This is a genomic window from Streptomyces sp. NPDC051987 (assembly GCF_040680735.1).
Lineage (GTDB): Bacteria > Actinomycetota > Actinomycetes > Streptomycetales > Streptomycetaceae > Streptomyces.
This window is the reverse complement of sequence record NZ_JBFAXI010000030.1, coordinates 27,584-47,105: the sequence shown is the minus strand read 5'-3', so window position 1 is coordinate 47,105 and position 19,522 is coordinate 27,584. Positions and strand designations below refer to the sequence as shown.

General features: G+C 72.8%; 14 protein-coding genes. 6 read left to right on the top strand and 8 right to left on the bottom strand.

What is annotated here, in order from left to right; genetic code table 11:
* Nucleotides 1–34: 34 nt before the first annotated feature.
* On the bottom strand, nt 35–1,258 hold the full coding sequence (locus AB0M11_RS18430) for a serine hydrolase domain-containing protein (RefSeq protein ID WP_365706596.1): 1,224 nt from the start codon (nt 1,256–1,258) through the stop codon (nt 35–37).
* A gap of 437 nt (nt 1,259–1,695) precedes the next feature.
* On the opposite strand from AB0M11_RS18430, the gene AB0M11_RS18425 reads away from it, so the two are divergent.
* The 4 genes from AB0M11_RS18425 to AB0M11_RS18410 all read left to right on the top strand — a co-directional run bounded on the left by AB0M11_RS18425 (nt 1,696) and on the right by AB0M11_RS18410 (nt 8,411).
* Entirely contained in the window at nt 1,696–2,886 is a 1,191-nt protein-coding gene (locus AB0M11_RS18425; RefSeq protein WP_365706594.1) for an ROK family transcriptional regulator, read from the top strand.
* 31 nt (nt 2,887–2,917) lie between these two features.
* Nucleotides 2,918–4,714, top strand: a complete 1,797-nt coding sequence (locus AB0M11_RS18420) for a CBM35 domain-containing protein (protein ID WP_365706592.1) — start codon at nt 2,918–2,920, stop codon at nt 4,712–4,714.
* A gap of 134 nt (nt 4,715–4,848) precedes the next feature.
* Nucleotides 4,849–7,188, top strand: coding sequence for a glycoside hydrolase N-terminal domain-containing protein (locus AB0M11_RS18415; RefSeq protein ID WP_365706590.1), 2,340 nt, complete (start codon nt 4,849–4,851; stop codon nt 7,186–7,188).
* A complete protein-coding gene (locus tag AB0M11_RS18410) occupies nt 7,185–8,411 on the top strand; it encodes an SGNH/GDSL hydrolase family protein (RefSeq protein ID WP_365706588.1) in 1,227 nt (408 codons plus the stop codon). The genes AB0M11_RS18415 and AB0M11_RS18410 overlap by 4 nt, the downstream gene beginning before the upstream one ends.
* Before the next feature lie 15 nt (nt 8,412–8,426).
* On the opposite strand, the gene AB0M11_RS18405 is transcribed toward AB0M11_RS18410, so the two are convergent.
* The 4 genes from AB0M11_RS18405 to AB0M11_RS18390 form a co-directional block, all read right to left on the bottom strand.
* On the bottom strand, nt 8,427–11,300 hold the full coding sequence (locus AB0M11_RS18405; RefSeq protein ID WP_365706586.1) for an AAA family ATPase: 2,874 nt from the start codon (nt 11,298–11,300) through the stop codon (nt 8,427–8,429).
* A 116-nt stretch (nt 11,301–11,416) separates the two neighbouring features.
* A complete protein-coding gene (locus tag AB0M11_RS18400) occupies nt 11,417–11,770 on the bottom strand; it encodes a UBP-type zinc finger domain-containing protein (RefSeq protein ID WP_365706584.1) in 354 nt (117 codons plus the stop codon).
* Nucleotides 11,767–13,239 carry an ATP-binding protein gene (locus AB0M11_RS18395; RefSeq protein ID WP_365706582.1) on the bottom strand — a complete coding sequence of 491 codons (1,473 nt, stop codon included), beginning with the start codon at nt 13,237–13,239 and terminating at the stop codon, nt 11,767–11,769. The genes AB0M11_RS18400 and AB0M11_RS18395 overlap by 4 nt, the downstream gene beginning before the upstream one ends.
* Nucleotides 13,236–14,912 carry an FAD-dependent oxidoreductase gene (locus tag AB0M11_RS18390; RefSeq protein ID WP_365706580.1) on the bottom strand — a complete coding sequence of 559 codons (1,677 nt, stop codon included), beginning with the start codon at nt 14,910–14,912 and terminating at the stop codon, nt 13,236–13,238. Before AB0M11_RS18390 ends, AB0M11_RS18395 begins: the two co-directional genes overlap by 4 nt.
* Nucleotides 14,913–15,102: 190 nt before the next feature.
* On the opposite strand from AB0M11_RS18390, the gene AB0M11_RS18385 reads away from it, so the two are divergent.
* Nucleotides 15,103–15,972 (top strand): universal stress protein, encoded by an 870-nt coding sequence (locus tag AB0M11_RS18385; protein ID WP_365706578.1) that lies wholly within the window; start codon nt 15,103–15,105, stop codon nt 15,970–15,972.
* Nucleotides 15,973–16,020: 48 nt separating this feature from the next.
* On the opposite strand, the gene AB0M11_RS18380 is transcribed toward AB0M11_RS18385, so the two are convergent.
* From AB0M11_RS18380 to AB0M11_RS18370, 3 genes are all read right to left on the bottom strand, one after another.
* Complete coding sequence (locus tag AB0M11_RS18380; protein WP_365706576.1) at nt 16,021–17,256, bottom strand: DUF4032 domain-containing protein; 1,236 nt, start codon at nt 17,254–17,256, stop codon at nt 16,021–16,023.
* A gap of 24 nt (nt 17,257–17,280) precedes the next feature.
* Complete coding sequence (locus tag AB0M11_RS18375; protein ID WP_365706574.1) at nt 17,281–18,030, bottom strand: MBL fold metallo-hydrolase; 750 nt, start codon at nt 18,028–18,030, stop codon at nt 17,281–17,283.
* An 85-nt stretch (nt 18,031–18,115) separates the two neighbouring features.
* Nucleotides 18,116–18,742 carry an alpha-ketoglutarate-dependent dioxygenase AlkB gene (locus AB0M11_RS18370; protein WP_365706572.1) on the bottom strand — a complete coding sequence of 209 codons (627 nt, stop codon included), beginning with the start codon at nt 18,740–18,742 and terminating at the stop codon, nt 18,116–18,118.
* A gap of 146 nt (nt 18,743–18,888) precedes the next feature.
* Between AB0M11_RS18370 and AB0M11_RS18365 the strand changes: the two genes are divergently transcribed.
* On the top strand, nt 18,889–19,518 hold the full coding sequence (locus AB0M11_RS18365; RefSeq protein WP_365706570.1) for a TetR/AcrR family transcriptional regulator: 630 nt from the start codon (nt 18,889–18,891) through the stop codon (nt 19,516–19,518).
* Nucleotides 19,519–19,522: the final 4 nt, after the last annotated feature.

Genomic DNA, 19,522 nt, shown 5'->3' with positions numbered 1-19,522 from the left:
CCCGGGCGCGAGGTTCCCTCCGTGCGCCGGGCCGCTACTGCTCCCGGGGTGCGGCCGGGGCCACGTCCTCCCGCTCGATCGGCGCGGGCGCGCTGCGGGCGGACTGCTGCTTCCCGCAGAACGCCGGCTCCAGGGAGGTGGCCAGCGTGTTCAGCACGTCGGAGTTGTTGGAGGCGTTGGCGAGGGCGGTGAGGCTGCGGGTGCCGTCCTTGGTGGTGAAGGCGTACGTGTAGTAGCCCTGGACGGCGCCCGTGTGGCCGTACACGGAGATACCGCAGGACAGGTCGCGGCGGCGCAGCCCGAGGCCGTAGGAGGTGGTGGCGTTGACGCGGGTGAAGCGCTCCATCTCCGCGAGCCGGGCGGCCGAGGTCAGCTTCCCGCGCACCAGCGCCGAGTAGAAGGTGTCGAGGTCGCGGGCGCTGGAGATGATCGCGCCCGCGCTCTGCGCCCAGGAGACCGTCTGGTCCGTCGCGTCGACGGGCTGGTCCCCGGCCCGGTCGGCGGTGAGGTAGCCGTTGGCGTGCTGTCCCGGGATCGTGGTGTCGGGGTGCACGTAGAAGGTGTCGTCGAGCTTCAGGGGCTTGAAGATGCGGTTCTCGTACTCCGTGCGCACGCTGTGCCCGGTGAGTTTCTCGATCAGCAGGCCGGCGACCACGAAGTTGGTGTTGGAGTACGAGTAGGCGGCGCCCGGCGCGTTGGTGCGCGGCTTCTTCAGGGACAGGTCCACCAGCTGGCGGTAGGTGAAGACCTTGTTGCGCACGGCCTCGAAGCCGGCCACGCTGCTGGCGAAGAGGTCGTCGGTGTAGTCGTACAGGCCGCTGCGGTGGCTCAGCACGTGCCGCACGGTGATGCGGTCGTCCGGCAGCAGGCCCGGCAGGTAGCGGTTGACGGGCGCGTCCAGGGCCAGCCTGTGCTCGTCCACCAGCTGCAGCAGCACCACCGCCGAGAAGGTCTTGGTGACACTGCCCACGCGGAAGCGGTCGGCGGTGGTGAGGGCCCGCCGGGTCGCGCGGTCCGCGACGCCCTGTGCCAAGGGGTAGACCCGGGTGCCGTCGTCGATGCGGGCCATCGCGCCGGGCGCGCCCTTCGCCACGACCGAGCGCAGCACCGCGGCCAGCCCCTCCGTGTCGGGCGCCGGCAGGGCGGTGGCCGCCCGTCCCTTCGCCGCCGTCAGGGGCGCCGCCTGGGCCGGGACCGCGAGCAGCGACAGCGTCACCGCCCCGAGCACCGCGCTTCTGCACACCATTGCCGAGACCATTCGGACGTGCTCCTCTCCGTGCCGCATCCCGTCACATCTCCGCAGCCCACGCGCAGTTGGTCACTCCCTGATCGCTGTGCGGCGGGGGATTCGCCAAGTATTGCCATGAAAAGCAAGAAATGTGACGAAATGGGCTACGTATGGATCTGATTCGTCCGGAAGGGGGTGCGCCACGTCCGCTGCGTCCGCGCCCACCGGGGCGGGGAGAGGGGCGCCGCGGTAGTCGTCGATGCGCCGTCCGGCGCGGTGCGGGCAATGCCCGGGGCGGCGGCGAGGCCCTCGGGGTGGGCGTCTGGGACCGGCCGCGGTTGCCGAAGGTGAGTCAACCGCCGCCTGTACCCCGCCATTTGAAGGCCGCCGCAGCCGCACAGTCAACCTTCAGGCGGATCCTGTTTCTTTTATTGACAGCAGAAAATAAGCCACCTAAGTTCCCGGCCATGCGCTCCGCCTCCCGTACCGAGACGTTCCCGGCCCACACCCCGGCCGTCTCGCAGATCTTCACCACGGTCCTGTCCCACGGCCCGCTCACCCGGCTGGAGGCGGCCCGCCGGACCGGCCTGTCACCGGCGGCCGTGACCAAGGCCGTCCGGCCGCTGCTGGCGGCCGGTTACCTGGCGGAGGACGCCGACGGCGACGCCCGGCCCGCCCTCGGGCGCCCCGCCAACCTGGTACGGGTGGACGGCGGACGCGCACTGTTCATCGGGATCAAGATCACCGGCGACGAGGTCATCGCGGTCCTCACCGACCTGTGCTGCCGGATCCTGCTGGCCCGCCGGCTGCCGGTCACGGACCGCGCGGTCAGGGCCGTCCTGACCTCCGTCGCCGAACTCACCCACGAACTGCGCACCCAGGCCGAGGACTTCGGCGCCCCCGTGCTCGGCCTCGGCATCGCCGTCTCCGGCGACGTGGACCGGGCGGAAGGCGTCGTGCGCTACTCGCCCTTCCTCGACTGGCGCGACGTCGCCCTCGCCGACCTCGCCGCCATGACCACCGGGCTGCCGGTCGTCGTCGACCACGACGTCCGCGCCCTGACCGTCGCCGAGCAGTGGTTCGGCGCCGGCGTCGGCCTCTTGGACTTCGCCGTCGTCACCGTCGGCGCCGGCATCGGCTGCGGACTGGTGATCCACGGTCAGGTGGTGTCGGGCGCGCACGGCGTGGCGGGGGAGATCGGGCACGTGGCCATCGACCCGGCCGGGCCCCTCTGCCACTGCGGCAACCGCGGCTGCGTGGAGGCGATCGCCGGGGACGCCGCGATCGTCACCCGCATGCGGGAGGTGACCGACCGTCAGGTCGCGGACTCCGTGGCGGCGGTGGCCCTCGCCCACGAGGGCGTGCCCGGCGCGCGCGAGGTGTACGCCCGCGCCGGCGAGGCCATCGGCCGGGGCATCGCGACCGTGGCCAATCTCTTCGGCCCCGAACGCGTGATCATCTCCGGCGAGGGGCTCGCCGCCTACGACCTCTTCGCCGAGCAGATCCTCGACTCGTTCACCGCGGCCGCCTTCGGCTCCGCCGCGCGGTGCGACGTACAGACCCGCCCGCTCCCCTTCGAGGAGTGGGCGCGCGGGGCAGCGGCCGCCGCGATCCAGTCCTTCATCACCTCTTCTCCCACACCGACGGGCAAGGGCTGAGCCGCCCGAGACCCCGAACCCAGGAGGGCCCATGCGGTCACCTTCGACATCCGCCCTGCCCGTACGCGGGCTGAGAACCGTCCTCGTGCTGGCGCTGACGGCCGCCTTCGCGGCCGTCGTGCCCGCCGCCCAGGCCCGGACACCCGAGCAGATCGCCGCCAAGCCGTACATGGGCTGGTCGAGCTGGAGCATGCAGTCGTCCAGGTACCCGGGCCTGAACGACCAGGGCGACTACAGCTACCTCACCGAGGCGAACGTCCTCAAGCAGACCGACGCCCTGGCCGGCAGGCTGAAGAAGTACGGCTACGACCACGTCAACATCGACGCCGGCTGGTGGATGGACTGGAACTGGAAGCAGGGGTACGACCAATACGGCCGCCAGAAGGCCGACCCGGCCCGCTTCCCCAGCGGCATGAAGGCCGTCGCCGACCACATCCACGCCAAGGGCCTCAAGGCCGGCATCTACCTCCCGGCCGGCCTGGAGAAGGGCGCGTACGGCGACGGCAGGACGCCGATCTGGAACGCCGACGGCTGCACCACCGCCGACGTCGTCTATCCCGACCTGCGCACCACCAACGGCTGGGACAGCTCGTACAAGATCGACTTCGACAGGCCGTGCGCGCAGAAGTACATAGACTCCCAGGCCCAGTTGCTCGCCGGCTGGGGCTACGACTTCCTCAAGCTCGACGGAGTGGGCCCCGGCTCCGGCAAGAGCGGTGACCAGTACGACAACGTCGCCGACGTCGCCGCCTGGCACAAGGCGATCGCCGCCACCGGCCGCCCGATCCACCTGGAGGCCTCCTGGTCGCTCGACTTCGGGCACGCCGCCGACTGGCGCAGGTACACCAACGGCTGGCGCATCGACACCGACGTCGAGTGCTACTGCAACACCCTGGTCACCTGGGAGAACTCCGTCGACGACCGCTGGGACGACACCCCGGCCTGGACCGGCGAGGCAGGCCCCGGCGGCTGGAACGACCTCGACTCCCTCGACGTCGGCAACGGCGCGATGGACGGCCTCACCAAGGCCGAGCGGCAGAGCTACGCCACGCTCTGGGCCGTCGCCAAGTCGCCCTTGTTCACCGGCGACGACCTCACCAAGCTCGACGACTACGGCGTCTCCCTGCTGACCAACCGCGAGGTCATCGCCGTCGACCAGAGCGACGACCCGCCGGCCCGGCCGGTCACCCCGTCCGACCCGCAGCAGGTCTGGGCCGCGAAGAACGCCGACGGCACGTACACCGTCGCCCTGTTCAACCTCGCGGACTCGCCTGCGGCGGTCACCGCCGACTGGACGGCGCTGGGCTTCACCGGCAAGGCGTCGGTGCGGGACCTGTGGAACCACGAGGACCTCGGCAGCTTCCAGAACAAGATCACCGAGGCGCTGCCGGCCCACGGCTCGCGGCTCTTCATCGTGGCGCCGAAGGGCTCCGCGCTCGCGTACACCGGCTACGAGGCCGAGGCGAGCGGCAACACGCTGAGCGGCAACGCGTCCGTCGCCGGGTGCGACGCGTGCTCCGGGCAGAAGAAGGTCGGGAACCTCTACCAGGGCGGCAAGCTGACCTTCACCAACGTGGTCGTCGACAAGGCGGGCACGTACCTGGTGAAGGTCGCCTACATCAGCGGTGACTCCCGGCCGGCGGTCGTCTCGGCCGACTCCGGGGCCGGGACCAGCCACAAGTTCCCGTCCACCGGGGACTGGGGGACCGTGGCGACGGTGAGTGTGCCGGTGACGCTGAAGGCCGGTGCGAACACGATCAGCTTCGACAGCGGGTCGGGGTACGCGCCGGACGTCGACCGGATCGACGTTCCCAAGTCGCCCCGGTAGGCAGCCTCGGTAAGTGCGTCGTCGGGACTACGGGCCGGTGGGGGCTGGTCGCGCCCACGCGGCGGCAGCCGCACATCGACACAGCCCCGCGCCCCTGAAGGGACGCCTTCCTCACGGACGTCGGATTGGAACCCATGGACAACCACCCCAGCAGACGGAGCATTCTCGCCCTCGCCACCGGCGCCCTCGCCGGGCTTCCCTCCTTCACCGCGACCGCCGCACCGGTGCGGTCCTCCGAACCGCTCGCCACCCCTCGCCACCAACTCTGGTGGCAGGCGCCCGCGGACGACGGGTCGATGATCACGCAGGGGCTGCCCGTCGGCAACGGCCGGCTCGGCGCCCTCGCGAGCAACGACCCCGGCCGTGAGCTCCTGCTGGTCACCGACGCCACGTCGTGGACCGGCGGCCTCAACGACACCCTCGACTCCGACGGCCAGTTCCCCTACGGCCGGGCCGACTTCGGCTCCCTGACCCTCCTCGCCCGGCTCACCGTCGAGATACCCGACCACGACCTGGGTGCCGTCTCCGGCTACCGCCGCACCCTCGACCTCGACAACGGTGTGGTGAGCGCGTCCTACGTCCGCTCCGGCGTGACGTACCGGCGGCAGATCTTCGCCAGCCGTCCCGACGACGTGATCGTGCTGCACTTCAGCCAGGACGGCGGCGGCCGTTACACCGGCACCCTCACCCTGGAGGGCACGCACGGCGAGACCGGCGGCACGGCCGAGTCGTTCGCCGGGTCCTTCACCAACGGGCTCAGGTACGGCGCCGCCGTGAAGGCCCGCGGCACCGGCGGCACCGTGCGGGTGAGCGGGGCGCACATCACCTTCACCGACTGCCGCGAACTGACCGTCGTACTCAGCGGCGGCACCGACTACGCGCCGGACGCCGCCGCCGGCTACCGGGCCCCCTCCGCCGACCCGGTGGCACTGGCCCGCACCAAGGCCGGGGCGGCCGCCGCGCACTCCGCGGACACGCTGCTGCGCACCCATGCGGCCGATCACCGGGCGCTGTTCGGCCGGTTCGACCTGTCACTGGGCACCTCCACGGACGACCAGCGCGCACGGGACACCTGGGAGCGCATCCAGGCCCGCGCCGACACCGGCGACCCGGATCCCGAACTGGAGGCCGCCTACGCACAGTTCGGGCGCTACCTGATGATCGCCGGATCGCGCGGCAGCCTGCCGACGGGCCTCCAGGGGCTCTGGCTGGACGGCAACGACCCGGACTGGATGGGCGACTACCACACCGACATCAACCTCCAGATGAACTACTGGATGTCCGACCGGCTGGGCCTCCCCCCGTGCTTCGACGCCTTCACCGACTACTGCGTCGCCCAGCTCCCGTCCTGGACGGACACCACCCGGCGCCTCTTCCAGGACTCCCGCAACCGCTACCGCAACTCCCGGGGCGAGGTGGCCGGCTGGACCGTCGCCATCTCCACCAACCCCTTCGGCGGCGGCGGTTGGTGGTGGCACCCGGCGGGCAACGCCTGGCTGTGCCAGAGCCTGTGGGAGCACTACGAGTTCACCCGGTCCCGCACCCACCTGGAGAAGATCTACCCTCTCCTCAGGGGCGCCTGCGAGTTCTGGGAGGCGCGCCTGCTCACCACCACCCTGGACGACGGCAAGGAGGTGCTGATCGCGGACAGCGACTGGTCGCCCGAGCAGGGGCCACTGGACGCCAAGGGCATCACCTACGCCCAGGAACTGGTCTGGATCCTGTTCGGCAACTTCCGCACTGCGGCCGCCGAGCTGAAGAGAGATGCTGGATACGCGGACACCGTCGGCACGCTCCGGGACCGCCTCTACCTGCCGGTGGTGAGCCCCAGGACCGGCTGGCTGGAGGAGTGGATGTCCCCGGACAACCTCGGCGAGACCACCCACCGGCACCTCTCGCCGCTGATCAACCTCTTCCCCGGCGACCGGATCCGCCCCGACGGCTCCACTCCGGCCGACATCGTCAACGGCGCCACCGCCCTGCTCACCGCCCGCGGCATGGACAGCTTCGGCTGGGCCAACGCCTGGCGCGCCCTGTGCTGGGCCCGGCTGAAGGACGCCGACAAGGCCTACCGGCTCATCGGGCGCAACCTCCGTCCCTCCCGCGACGGCGGCAACGGCACCGCGCCCAACCTCTTCGACATCTACGAGGTCGAAAAAGGCCGCGGCATCTTCCAGATCGACGCCAACTTCGGCACCCCGGCCGCCGTCCTGGAGATGCTGCTGTACTCCCGGCCGGGCCACCTGGAGCTCCTGCCGGCCCTCCCCGACGCCTGGGCGGCCGCCGGAAAGGTCACCGGGGCGGGCGCGCGCGGCGGCTTCGTCGTCGACCTGAGCTGGCGGGACGGCAGGCCCACCGAGGTCCGGATCCGCAGCGTCGGCGGCCGTACCACCACCGTGGCACACGGCGGCAGGACATGGACGATCACGTTGAAACCCGGCGGGTCCGTCACACTGAAGGACCTCGCGCGGTGACCGGCCGGTTCGCGCGCCTCCTCGGCCTCGCCGCCGTCCTGCTGGCCACCGTCGCCTGCCAGACCGGGCCCGCGCGGGCGGCCCCGGCGTGGGAGCCCTCGCCGCAGCCCTCCGTCCGGCACGACGTCGTCACCTGGGGGGCCGGCGCCGACCAGCTGGGGCAGGGCACCGCCGACCGCGGCTACCGGCTGGTCGTGCACACCAGCGCCGCCGGCAGCGGACTGCGGGTGCGCCTCACCAACGCGTTCGGCGACCGGCCGCTGACCCTGGACAGCGTCTACGCGGGCCTGCAGAGCCAGGGCGCCGCCCTCAGGCCGGGCAGCAACCGGCGGCTGACCTTCCACGGCGCCCGCACGGTCACCGTGCCGGCCGGAGCCACCGCGTGGAGCGACCCGCTGCCCGGCAACCTGCCCGCCGGCAGCAACCTGGTCGTCAGTCTGCACAGCCCGGACGCGGCCGGTCCCGCCACCGGCCACGGCATGGCCATGCAGACCTCCTACGTCACCCAGGGGGACCACACCGCCGAGGAGAGCGCCGCCGACTGGACCGGTACCACCGGCTCCTGGTGGTACCTGGACGCGGTCTCGGTACGGCCTCCGAACCCGGACACCGGGGCGGTGGTGGCGCTCGGCGACTCCATCACCGACGGCTGGGCGTCCACCAGCGACCAGAACCGCCGCTGGCCCGACTACCTCGCCCGCCGGCTCCAGAAGGCCGACACCGAGGTCAAGGGCGTGGCCGACGAGGGGATCTCCGGCAACAGGGTCCTCGCCGACGGCGCCGGGCAGGCCGCCCTCCACCGGCTGGACCGCGACGTCCTCAGCCAGCCGGGCGCCCGTACCGTCTTCCTCTTCGAGGGGGTCAACGACATCAAGTCCCACTCCGGGGTCACCGCGGCCGACCTGATCGCGGGCTACCGGGAGATCGTCCGGCGGGCGCACGCGGCCGGGAAGTGCGTGGTCGCCTCGACCGTCGGGCCGTTCGAGGGCTGGCCGGAGTGGGACCAGGCGGGCGAGGCCGTGCGCCGGCAGGTCAACCAGTACATCCGCACCAGCGGGGAGTTCGACGGGGTCGCCGACTTCGACCGGATCCTGCGCAGCCCCTACGACCAGGCGCGCATGCTGCCGTTCCTGGACGGCGGCGACCACATCCACCCCAACGACAAGGGCATGCAGGCCATGGCCGACTCCGTCGACCTGGCGAGCCTCGACTGCGACCACTGAACCGCCGTCCCCCGATCACCCCCGCGCCGTCGGCTCGGGGGCGATCAGGCGTTCCCGGTAGGCGATCGCCACCGCCTCCGTACGGCTCGCCGCGCCCAGCTTGGCGAGGATGTTGGAGACGTGCACGCTCGCCGTCTTGCCGGTGATGAACAACTCCTCGCCGATCTGCCGGTTGCTGCGGCCCAGCGCCAGCAGCCGCAGCACGTCCTGCTCGCGTGCGGTCAGCGGCGGGACCGACGGCTCCGCCGACCGGGTCAGCAGCGCCGCCGAGCGCTCCAGCAGCGGTACGGCGCCCAGCTCCACCGCCGTCTCCCGGACCGCCCGCGCCTGCTCCGCGGCCTGCGCGCGCCGCCCGTCGGCCGCCAGCGCCTCCGCGTACCGCAGCCGCACCCGGGCCGCCTCGTACACATCGCCGTACCCGAACGCGGCCACCGCGCGTTCCCAGGCCGCCGTGGACGGCCCGGACCCGGTGCGGGCCCACTCCGCCTCGGCCCGCGCCAGCCAGGCCCGGCCCTCCGGACCCTGCCGCGCGGCCGTCGTCCGGGCCAGTTCCAGCAGCTCGCCCGCGACCGCGGTCCAGCGCTCCCCGCTCCCGTCACCGCGCCCCTCGGCCGCCACCCGGTCGGCGACCGCCGCCAGCGCCAGCGCGGCCAGCCGGACCGACACGTCCGGCGCCCGCCCCGACTCGTCGGTGAGCGCCGCGACCGCGTCCCGCGCCCGTGCCACGGCCTCCTCCGGGTCGCCCCGCAGCGCGGCCGCGTCGGTCAGCACGATCCCCCCGACGAGCCGGCCCATCCAGTCGAACGGCTCCCCGAGCAGCGCCCCGGCCCGTGCCACGACGTCCGGCTCGCCCCGGGCCAGGGCGACGTACAGGACGGGCCCCGTGGTGAACGCGGGCGCCGGGTCCTCCGCGCCCGCCACCCGCACGCACTCGTCCCACCGCCCCAGCGTGTACAGCACCAGCAGCCGCAGGTACCGCATCTCCAGGGCGTACGGCGAGGACAGCAGCCCCGACCGCCGGGCCCGGTCCAGCCCTTCGGTGAGCCACGGCAGGCACTCCGGCAGCTCGCCCGACTCGAAGCAGCCGATGGCGAGGCTGAACAGCGCCCGCATCTCCACCGGCGCGTCCCCGGCCGACCGGGCCAGCTCCCGCGCCTCCCGGAGCCGCTCCCGCCCCTCGCGGGTGCGGCGGCCACCGCCTTCCAGCCGGGCCAGGGAGATCAGCAGGTCGGCCCGTGCGGCGGTGGCGCCGATCCGCTCGGCGACCTTGAGGGCCTGCCGGGCGACCCGCAGCGCGGTGGCGTCGTCGCCGACCTGACGGGCCGCCATGACATGGGTCGCCGCCGCCCACACCCAGGTCCTGGACGGCGGTTCGGCGGGGATCATGGCGAGCGCCTCGCTGCTGTAGCGGAACGCGGCGGCGAGGTTGTCGACGGTCATGAGGTTCTCGGCGAGCGTGTAGCGCACCCGCGCGGCGAGTTCGGGATCCGCGTCCTGACCGGTCCCGGCCAGCGCGGCGCGGGTCAGGGCCACCGCCCGGTGCGCGTCCCCGGAGTGCGCGGCCGCGGCCGACGCCCGCAGCGTCAGGGTCACCGGGTCCAGTCCCTCGCCCGTGGGCCGGGCCTCGCTCGGCACGGCCGGCCACAGGTCCAGGGCCGCCTCCAGATGCCGCAGCTCCTCCGCCGGGGCACCCACCCGCCGGGCGTGACCGGCGGCCTCCACGGACGCGGCCAGCGCCTCGGGCAGATCGTGGCTCTCCCGGTAGTGGTGCGCCCGCTCGGCCGCCGTCTCCGCCCCGCCCCCGCGGGCGGCCAGCAGCCGGGCGTAGGTGCCGTGCAGCCGGGCCCGCTGGCCGGGCAGCAGATCGCCGTAGACGGCCTCCCGCGCGAGGGCGTGCCGGAAGGCGTACGCGTCCCCGTCCCCGGCGACCAGCAACTGCCGCCCCACCGCTTCCCGGACGGCGGTCTCCAGCTCCTCCTCCGGCAGCCCGGCGGCGTCCCGCAGCAGATCGTGCCCGACCCGGCGGCCGGCCACCGCCGCCGTGCGCAGCACCTGCTGGGCCGTCTCCGACAGCTGCTCGACCCGGATGAGCAGCAGGTCGGCGAGCCCCGTCGGCATCCCGTCGGCGTCGGCGGCGGCCACCAGTTCCTCCGTGTAGAAGGCGTTGCCCTCGGCGCGCTCGACGATGTCCCGCACGGTCGCCTCGGCCAGCGGCCGCTCCTGGAGCACCCGCACCAGCCGGGCGACCTCGGCATCGGCCAGCGGCCGCACCTCCAGCCGCTCCACCTCGGGCAGCCGCACCAACTCGGCGAGCAGCGGCCGCAGCGGATGCCGCCGGTGCAGGTCGTCGGCGCGGTAGGAGGCCAGCACCGCGAGCCGCCGGGGGAGCACGCCCCGGCTGAGCAGGAACCGCAGCAGGTCGCGCGACGACTGGTCGGCCCAGTGCAGGTCCTCCAGGATCAGCAGCAGCGGCGCGGCGGCCGCCAGCTCCGCGAACAGTCCGGCGACGCCCTCGAAGAGCCGCAGCCGCGCACCCGCGTCACCGGAGGAGTCCGAGGCGGCCCCGAGCAGCCGCTCCACGACGGGGTGCGCGGCGAGAACCCGGCCGAACCGCTCGTCACCCGCCAGCACCCCGAGGATCTCGGTGAACGGCAGATACGGCAGCCCCACATCCCCGAGATCCACACAGTGCCCGACGACGACGGTGGCCCCGTCCGCGGCCGCCCTGGCCGCCACCTCCTCCAGCAGCCGGGTCTTGCCCACCCCCGCGTCCCCGGAGACCAGCACGGCCTGCCCACGCCCGTCGCGGGCTCGCTCAAGCACTCCGCCGAGGCGGAGCAGTTCCTCGGTCCGCCCGATCAGAGGGCCGGCGAAAGATCTCTGCGACACACCCTCATCCTCGCAAGAGGCGCGAGGCGAAACCCCCAAGGGGCGCGGGGAACCGCGCGACCGGCCACGACGCACCCGCACCCGCCGTCACCACAGAACCCCGCCCCCCTGGGCGCTCAACCCCGCAGAACCCGCGCCCAGTCCGCCGGCACCCGCTCCGCAGGACCCGGCACCGACTGCTCCGCGGGATGACTCGCCGGCGGCGCCAGCTGCGGCCCCGCCTCGTACAGCTCCTCGGTCTCGTAGTTCCAGAACCACTCCTCGCCCGGCTCGTAGCTGCGGATCACCGGATGCCCGGTGGAGTGGAAGTGCGCCGTCGCGTGCTTGGAGGGCGAGTCGTCGCAGCACCCGATGTGGCCGCACTGCGCGCACCGCCGCAGATGGAACCACCAGCCCCCCGCCGCGTCGCACTCCACGCACCCGGCACCGCTCGGGGCGACCTCCGGGTCGATAGCGGCGTCGTCGCTCATCCTGCCTCCACAACTGTCTCGGATTCCTCAGGGACCTCGGCGGTCAGCGGAAGCAGCACCTGGAACCGGGTGTCACCGGGCTCCGACTCCACCCGCAGGCTGCCGTGGTGCTTGTTCACGACGATCCGCCACGAGATGTCCAGGCCGAGGCCGGTGCCCTGGCCGACGGGCTTGGTCGTGAAGAAGGGGTCGAAGATCCGGTCCTTGATCTCCGGCGGGATCCCGGTCCCGGTGTCCCGGAACTCGACCAGCAGCTGCTCGTGGTCGAGCGCGGTCCGCACGGTGAGCGTGCCCTGCCCGTCGCCGTCGCCGTCCTTCATCGCGCAGACCGCGTTGTCGACGAGGTTGGTCCACACCTGGTTGAGTTCGGCGGGGTAGGCCGGGACGGGCGGGACCGTACGGTCGTACTCCTTGACCACCCGGATGCCCTGCCCGATCTTCCCGGACAGCATCAGCAGCGTGCTGTCGAGGAGTTCGTGCACGTCCACCACCCGGTACGGCGCCCGGTCCAGCTGGCTGTACTGCTTGGCCGCGTCGACGAGGTGCGAGATGCGCGTGGTCGAGTCCTCGATCTCGTTCATCAGCAGCTCGGTCTCGATGGTGTAGTTGAGCCAGCCGACCGCGTTCGGCAGGATCTCCTCGTCGACGGCGGCGGCGACCTGCTCCAGCCAGTCGACGTCGAGCCCGGCCTGCACGAAGGTCGGCGCGAGCTCCCAGCCGTGGTCGATGCCGCGGTCCTCCAGCCAGTCGGTGAGCGCGTCCTCGCGGTCGGAGGTCTCCAGGGGGCTGAGCGAGGACGCCTTGGCGACCCGTTCCGCGGTGCGCTCCTGGATCTCGACCAGACCCGCCAGCTGCTCCCGGGAGAACGGCCCGGAGGCGATCACCCCGAGCTTGTGCCGCATCTTCGCCACCCGCTCGCGCAGCGTCGACGTGGCCCGCACGGCCGCCGCGGCCGGGTTGTTGAGCTCGTGCGTGAGCCCGGCGGACAACGAGCCCAGCGCCAGCAGGCGTTCGCGCTGCCCGATCGCCGCCTGGGTGTTCTTCGAACCGAAGAACAGGCCCTCCAGCAGGTGCACGGCCATCGGGAACCAGTCCTGCATGATGTCCGCGAACGTGTCGGCCGGCAGCACGAAGAACCGCGTCGGCTCGGTCACCCGCATCGAGTTGTTGTAGGCCTGCCGCACCCGGTCCCCCAGGTAGGCCTGCATCGCGCCCGCGTACACCCCGGCCTGCGAGGTCCGGGTGACCTCGACGTCGTCGCCGGCGACCCGCCGGGAGAGCACCACCGTGCCCTCGATCATCACGTAGAAGCAGGTGGCCGGGTCACCCTCGGTGTAGACCGGCCCCGGCTGGAACAGCTCCACCCGGCCCGCCGCGCACAGCCGCCCGAGCTGCTCCGGCTCCAACTTCTCGAACAGGAACAGCGCGCCGATCTCCTTCGGGCTGCACGGCATCAGCTGCCCGCTCACGACTGCTCCAGATACCGGTGGACGAGCATGACTGCCATGGCTCCCTCTCCGACGGCGGACGCGACGCGCTTGGCGGACTCGGCGCGGGCGTCGCCCGCCACGAACACGCCGGGGATGCTGGTCTCCAGATGGTACGGCGGCCGGTCCAGCTCCCAGCCGGCCGGCGGCCGTCCGTCGACGGTCAGGTCCGGCCCGGCCAGGATGAAACCGCGCTCGTCGCGCAGTACCGTGTCGCCGAGCCAGCCGGTCAGCGGTGCCGCCCCGATGAACACGAACATCCACTGGGCGTCGACCTGTTCCCGTTCCCCGCTCTGCACATGGCGCAGGGTCAGCTGCTCCAGCCGCTCGGCACCGTGCGCCGCGTCCACCACCGTGTGGCTGCGCACGCTGATGTTCGGCGCCTCGTTGATCTGCTGGATCAGGTAGTACGACATCGAGGCCGCCAGATCGGGGCCGCGTACCAGCAGGGTCACCGACTTGGCGAACCGGGACAGGTACATCGCCGCCTGGCCCGCCGAGTTGGCGCCGCCGACGATGTACACGTCCTGGCCCTGGCAGGAGGTCGCCTCGGTGAGCGCGGAGCCGTAGTACACCCCGCAGCCGGTCAGGTCGAGGCAGCCCGCGGCCTCCAGCTGCCGGTACTGCACACCGGTCGCCAGGATCACGCTGTGCGCCGCGACCGCCGAGCCGTCCGAGAACCGCACCACCCGCGCGGCCCCGTTGACCTCCAGAGCCGTGACCTCGCGGGCGGTCAGGATCTCCGCGCCGAACCTGGCCGCCTGCCGCCGGGCCCGGTCGGTGAGCTGGGCGCCCGACACCCCGTCGGGGAAGCCCAGGTAGTTCTCGATCCGCGAGCTCTGCCCGGCCTGCCCGCCGGTCGCCGACCGCTCCACGAGCACGGTCCGCAGCCCTTCCGACGCCCCGTACACGGCCGCGCCGAGCCCGGCGGGGCCGCCGCCGATGACCACCAGGTCGTAGAAGTCGGCCGTGGGCGTGGTCGCGAGCCCCACGTGCGCGGCCAGCTCCGGGGCCTCGGGTTCCACCAGGGGTGTGCCGTCCGGTGTGATCACCAGCGGCAGCCGCTCCCCGTCGGCCTCGGCCGCCGTCAGCAGACGCTGTCCCTCCGGCTCCTCCACCGAGTACCAGCGGTACGGCACCTGGTTGCGGGCCAGGAACTCCCGCACGTCCGAGGAGCGGGCCGACCAGCGGTGCCCGACGACCTTGGTGGCCGGCACCGGCTTGTAGTCGCTGGCCCGCCAGGCGTCGAGCAGGTCGTCGAGAACCGGGTAGAGCTTCTCCTCCGGGGGATCCCACGGCTTGAGCAGATAGTGGTCCAGATCGACGACGTTGATCGCGTCGATCGCCGCGTTGGTGTCCGCGTACGCGGTCAGCAGCACCCGGCGCGCGCCGGGGTACACGTCCAGGGCCTGTTCCAGGAACTCGATGCCGTTCATCTGCGGCATCCGGTAGTCGGCCAGGATCACGGCCACCAGGTCGCCGCGCAGCTTCAGCTCCCGCAGCGCGTCCAGCGCCGACTCCCCGGACTCCGCGCGCACGATCCGGTACGACGCGCCGTAGCGCCGCCGCAGGTCTCGGGCGACGGCACGGGAGACCCCCGGGTCGTCGTCCACGGTCATGATGACGGTCCGTGCTGCGTCGGCAGCCTGTGCCATACGTCTCCCACCCCGAGCCGTTGGTTCCACGGTAGGGCGGGTCCTCCGCGAGGAGCACGGTCGCCGTACCGGTTCCCGCCCATCGTATGGTCGATCGCCCTTCTTCGCTCTTGTACGGCGGTGCACAGCGGGCACCCGTGAGTGCGCGAGACTGATCACCCGGACGCGGAACCGACAGGGAGGCCGGTGCATGACACGCCCGATCACGGCAGGGGTCGACGGTACGGAGGAGAGCCTGGCCGCTCTCGACTGGGCGGCCCGGGAAGCGGTGCGCCGGGGCCTGCCGCTGCGCGTGGTGCACGCCTGGCGGTACGAGGCGCACGAGGCGCTCGGCGGTGACCGGGAGGCCCAGCGCGGGTGGGTGTCCGACGGGGTGGCCGAGTCCGTGCGGGCCGTCGCCGGGCGCCATCCGGAGCTCACGGTGAGCGTCGACGTGCTGGAGGGCGGCCCGGTCGAGGTGCTGGTCGACGCGGCGGCCGGGGCCGAGCTGCTGGCGCTGGGGTCGCGCGGGCACGGCCGGGTCGTCGGGTTCCTGCTGGGCTCGGTCGGACAGCAGGTGATCGCCGAGGCCGCGCGTCCGGTGGTGCTGGTGCGCGCCGGTGACCGGCCCGCCGCGGAGGCCGCAGGGCGGGAGGTCGTCGTGGGCCAGCAGGGCGGCGCGGAGGACAGCGCGGCTGCGCTGGAGTTCGCGTTCCGGACGGCGGCGGCGCGGGGCGCTGCGGTCCGGGTGGTGCGGGCCTGGACCCTGCCGCCGGTCTTCGCCTACAGTCCGGGCTCGCTGAAGCTGCTCGACGAGTCCGGCGGCATGGAGCCCTTCGAGAAGGAGGCGCTGTCCGAGGCGGTCCGGCCGCTGCGCGAGCGGTTCCCGGACGTGCCGGTCGCCGAGCACGTGGAGATGGGCAGCGCGGGGCAGGTGCTGCTCTCGGCGGCCGGCCGGGCCCAGCTGATGGTCGTCGGGCGGGGCGCCCACCGCACGGCGGTCGGCGCCCGCATCGGCTCCGTCGCCTACGGCGTGCTGCACCACGCCGACTGTCCGGTGGCCGTCGTACCGCACGAGTGACCCGGGCCGGGGCCCACGCGGGAGTCCGCGCCAGGACCCGCTCCGGGCTCATTCGGGGGTGACCGGCTCCAGGGTCTCCCGGGCCTTGGGCAGCACGTTCTCGATGTAGTCCTCGACCGCGTTGTCCAGGCCTATGTCGTGCTGCGCCCGCTCGGACAGGTACCAGCGGTGTTCGAGCAGCTCGTGGTAGATCTCCGCCGGGTCCATGGATCCGCGCAGCTCCAGCGGCACGGCCCGCACGGTGGGGCGGAAGACGTCCCGCACCCACCGGTGGGCCAGCACCTCGGGGCGGGCCGCCAGGGGGTCGCCGGGGGCGTAGTCGTCCTGGGTGGCCATCCAGCTCTCCAGGTCGTTGAGCAGCCGCCGCGCCTGGTTCTCCTCGGCGTCCAGGCCGGTCAGCCGCAGCAGCTGGCGCTGGTGGTGGCCGGCGTCGACGACCTTCGGCACGAAGGTGACCGTGTCGCCGTTGGAGGAGTGCTGGATCTGCATCTCCGCGACGTCGAAACCGAGGTCGTTGAGCCGCCGGATCCGGCGCTCGATGTAGTGGTACTTGCCCGCCGGATACACCGAGGTCCGGGTCAGCTCGTCCCACAGCTCGCCGTACCGGGTGCAGATCTCGAACCCGAACTCGATCGGGTCCAGCGAGGGGTGCAGCGCCCCCGAGGCCTCCAGGTCGAGCAGTTCCCCGCTGATGTTCACCCGGGCCAGGTCGAGGTCGTACTCCCGCTGCCCGTTGCTCAGCTGCTGGTGCAGGTCGCCGGTCTCGGCGTCCACCAGGTACGCCGCGTACGCGCCCGCGTCCCGCCGGAACAGGGTGTTGGACAGCGAGCAGTCGCCCCAGGCGAACCCGGCCAGGTGCAGGCGGACCAGCAGCACCGCCAGGGCGTCCATGAGGCGGTGCATGGTGGCCGGGCGCATGGTCGTCTCGAACATCGAGCGGTACGGCATGGAGCCGCCCAGGTGCCGGGTGACCAGCACCGACTCCAGCGGTTCGCCGTCCGCGTCGAGGCGGCCGGTGATCACCGCGAGCGGGTCGACCGCCGGGATGCCGAGCCGGTCCAGGTCGCGCAGCAGCTCGTACTCGCGCAGCGCCGGGCGCTCGGCCAGCTCCTTCACCGCCAGGACCTCGTCACCGGCCCGCGCGTAGCGCACCACGTGCCGGGAGATGCCGCGGGGGAGCGGCACGAGGTAGTCCTCGGGCCACTCCTCCAGCGGGACGTCCCAGGGGAGTTCCAGCAGGAGCGCGGGGTGCTCCGGGTTGGTGGCGTTGATCTGCAAGGCCATGGCACGAACCTTAAGGCCGGAGGGTCACGAGGCCAGCTGCCGGGCCCGCTCGGCGGCCGCCCGCACGGAACCGCGGTGCAGCGGGCCATGGCCGGGCAGCAGAGCGTCGCCGTCGAGGGCGCCGATCAGATCCAGCGAGGCGACGGCCCGGGTCCGCTCGTGGTGGAACATGTCGGGCAGCAGTTGCGGGCCCTGGATCCGCGAGGTGCGGTGGCCGCTCACCAGGGCGTCCCCGGAGATCACGATTCCGGCGTCGGGCAGGTGGTAGACGGTGTGCCCGTCGGTGTGTCCAGGGGTGTGCACCGGGACCGGACGGCCGGGAAGGTCCAGGGGGCCGTCGGCGACCGGGAACGCCGCAGGCGCCGTGACCGGGTGCTGCTCGGTGCCGCCGACCCGCAGCACGTGCACCAGCCACGGCACCACACCCGGCCGCCAGGCGTTCTTCACCACCTCGCCCACGGACACCTGCTGGAGGTACTCCCGCCGGGCGTGCGGCACCTCGGCCTCGTGGAGGTAGACCGGCGTGCCGTGGGCGGCGCGCAGGTACTCGGCCGAGCCGAGGTGGTCGTTGTGCGCGTGCGTGATCAGCACGGCCGCCACCGCCTCCGGTGAGCTGCCCACCTCCACCAGGGAGCCGAGCAGCCCCGGCCGGTCACCGGGGTAACCGGTGTCCACCAGCGTGACGGCGTCACCGTCCTTCAGGATCACCCAGTTGGTGTGCCGGCCGTGCACCAGGTAGGCGCCCTTGCCGACTTCGTGTACCTCTGCCCGCATGCTCACTCCGGCTCGCCCGTTCGCGCAGATCGAAACGGAGCACAGCCAATCACATACGGCGGACCGGCCGACGCCGAGGTCCGGGTCATCGCACCCCGTGCGGCCGGAACTGGATGCTGATCCGCGGCCCGGCGGCCCGGGTCGTCTTCGGTACGCAGTGCTCCCAGGTGCGCTGGCAGGAGCCGCCCATCACGATCAGGTCGCCGTGGCCCAGCGGCCGGCGGACCGAGGGGCCGCCGCGCCGCGGCCGCAGCAGCAGGTCGCGGGGCGCGCCCACGGAGAGGATCGCGACCATGGTGTCCTCGCGGGAGCCCCGCCCGATCCGGTCGCCGTGCCAGGCGACGCTGTCCCGGCCGTCGCGGTAGTAGCAGAGCCCGGCCGTGGCGAACGGCTCGCCCAGTTCGCCGGCGTAGTGGCGGGTGAGGGCGGAGCGGGCCTCGGCGAGGACGGGGTGGGGCAGCGGGTCGTCCGCGCCGTAGAAGGCGAGCAGGCGCGGTACGTCCACGACGTGGTCGTACATCGTGCGGCGCTCGGCGTGCCAGGGGACCTCCGCCGCCAGCTGTTCGAACAGGGCGTCGGCGCCGCTCAGCCAGCCGGGCAGCTCGTCGATCCAGGCACCGGAGCCGAGGACGGTCCGGCCGATGCCGTCGAGGCTGCCGAGCCGCAGATCGTCGGTCTGGTCGAACAGGGAGCCCTGGAGGTGCGTGGCCATGACGCCCAGGGTACTCCGTAATCGAAAAGATGTTCTTATTTGATCTCCGTCGGTGATCTCCGTCGGTGAGCCCACCGAAAGGTCGTCGGCTCTTTCGATACATCAGTGCATCCGATACATTGGTGTATCGAACGGAGGCAGGCACCATGACAGGGCACGACGACGCGCCTCAGCGCGTGACCCGGCGGCGGGAGCAGACCCGCGCCCGGCTGCTCGCCGCCGCCTTCACCGTGTTCGCCGCCAAGGGCTTCGGGCGGGTCTCCATCGAGGAGATCTGCGAGGCCGCCGGGTTCAGCCGGGGCGCCTTCTACTCCAACTTCGCCACCCTCGACGAACTGTTCTTCGCCCTCTACCGGGAGCGCGCCGACCTCATCGCCCGGCAGGTCGCCGACGCGCTCGCCGGCGACGGACCCGACCTCGACGTACCGGCCTCCGTGGACCGGGTCACCGAGGTGCTGCTCCTCGACGTGGACTGGCTGCTGGTGAAGACCGACTTCCTGGTGCACGCGGCCCGGGACCCGGCCGTCGCCGAACTCCTCCTCGACCACCGCACCCGGCTCCGCCGGGCCATCGCCGACCGGCTCGTCAGGGCCCGCGGCCACACCCCGATCCCCACGGTCCTCGGCGATGCCGAGGGCGCGGCCCACGCCGTGGTCGCCGCGTACGACGGGGTCACCGTCCAGCTGCTGCTCGACAGGGACGTGGACCGGGCCCGTGCCTGGCTGGGGCAACTCCTCACCGCGCTGCTGACCGACGGCAGCACCCGATCCGGATAAGAAA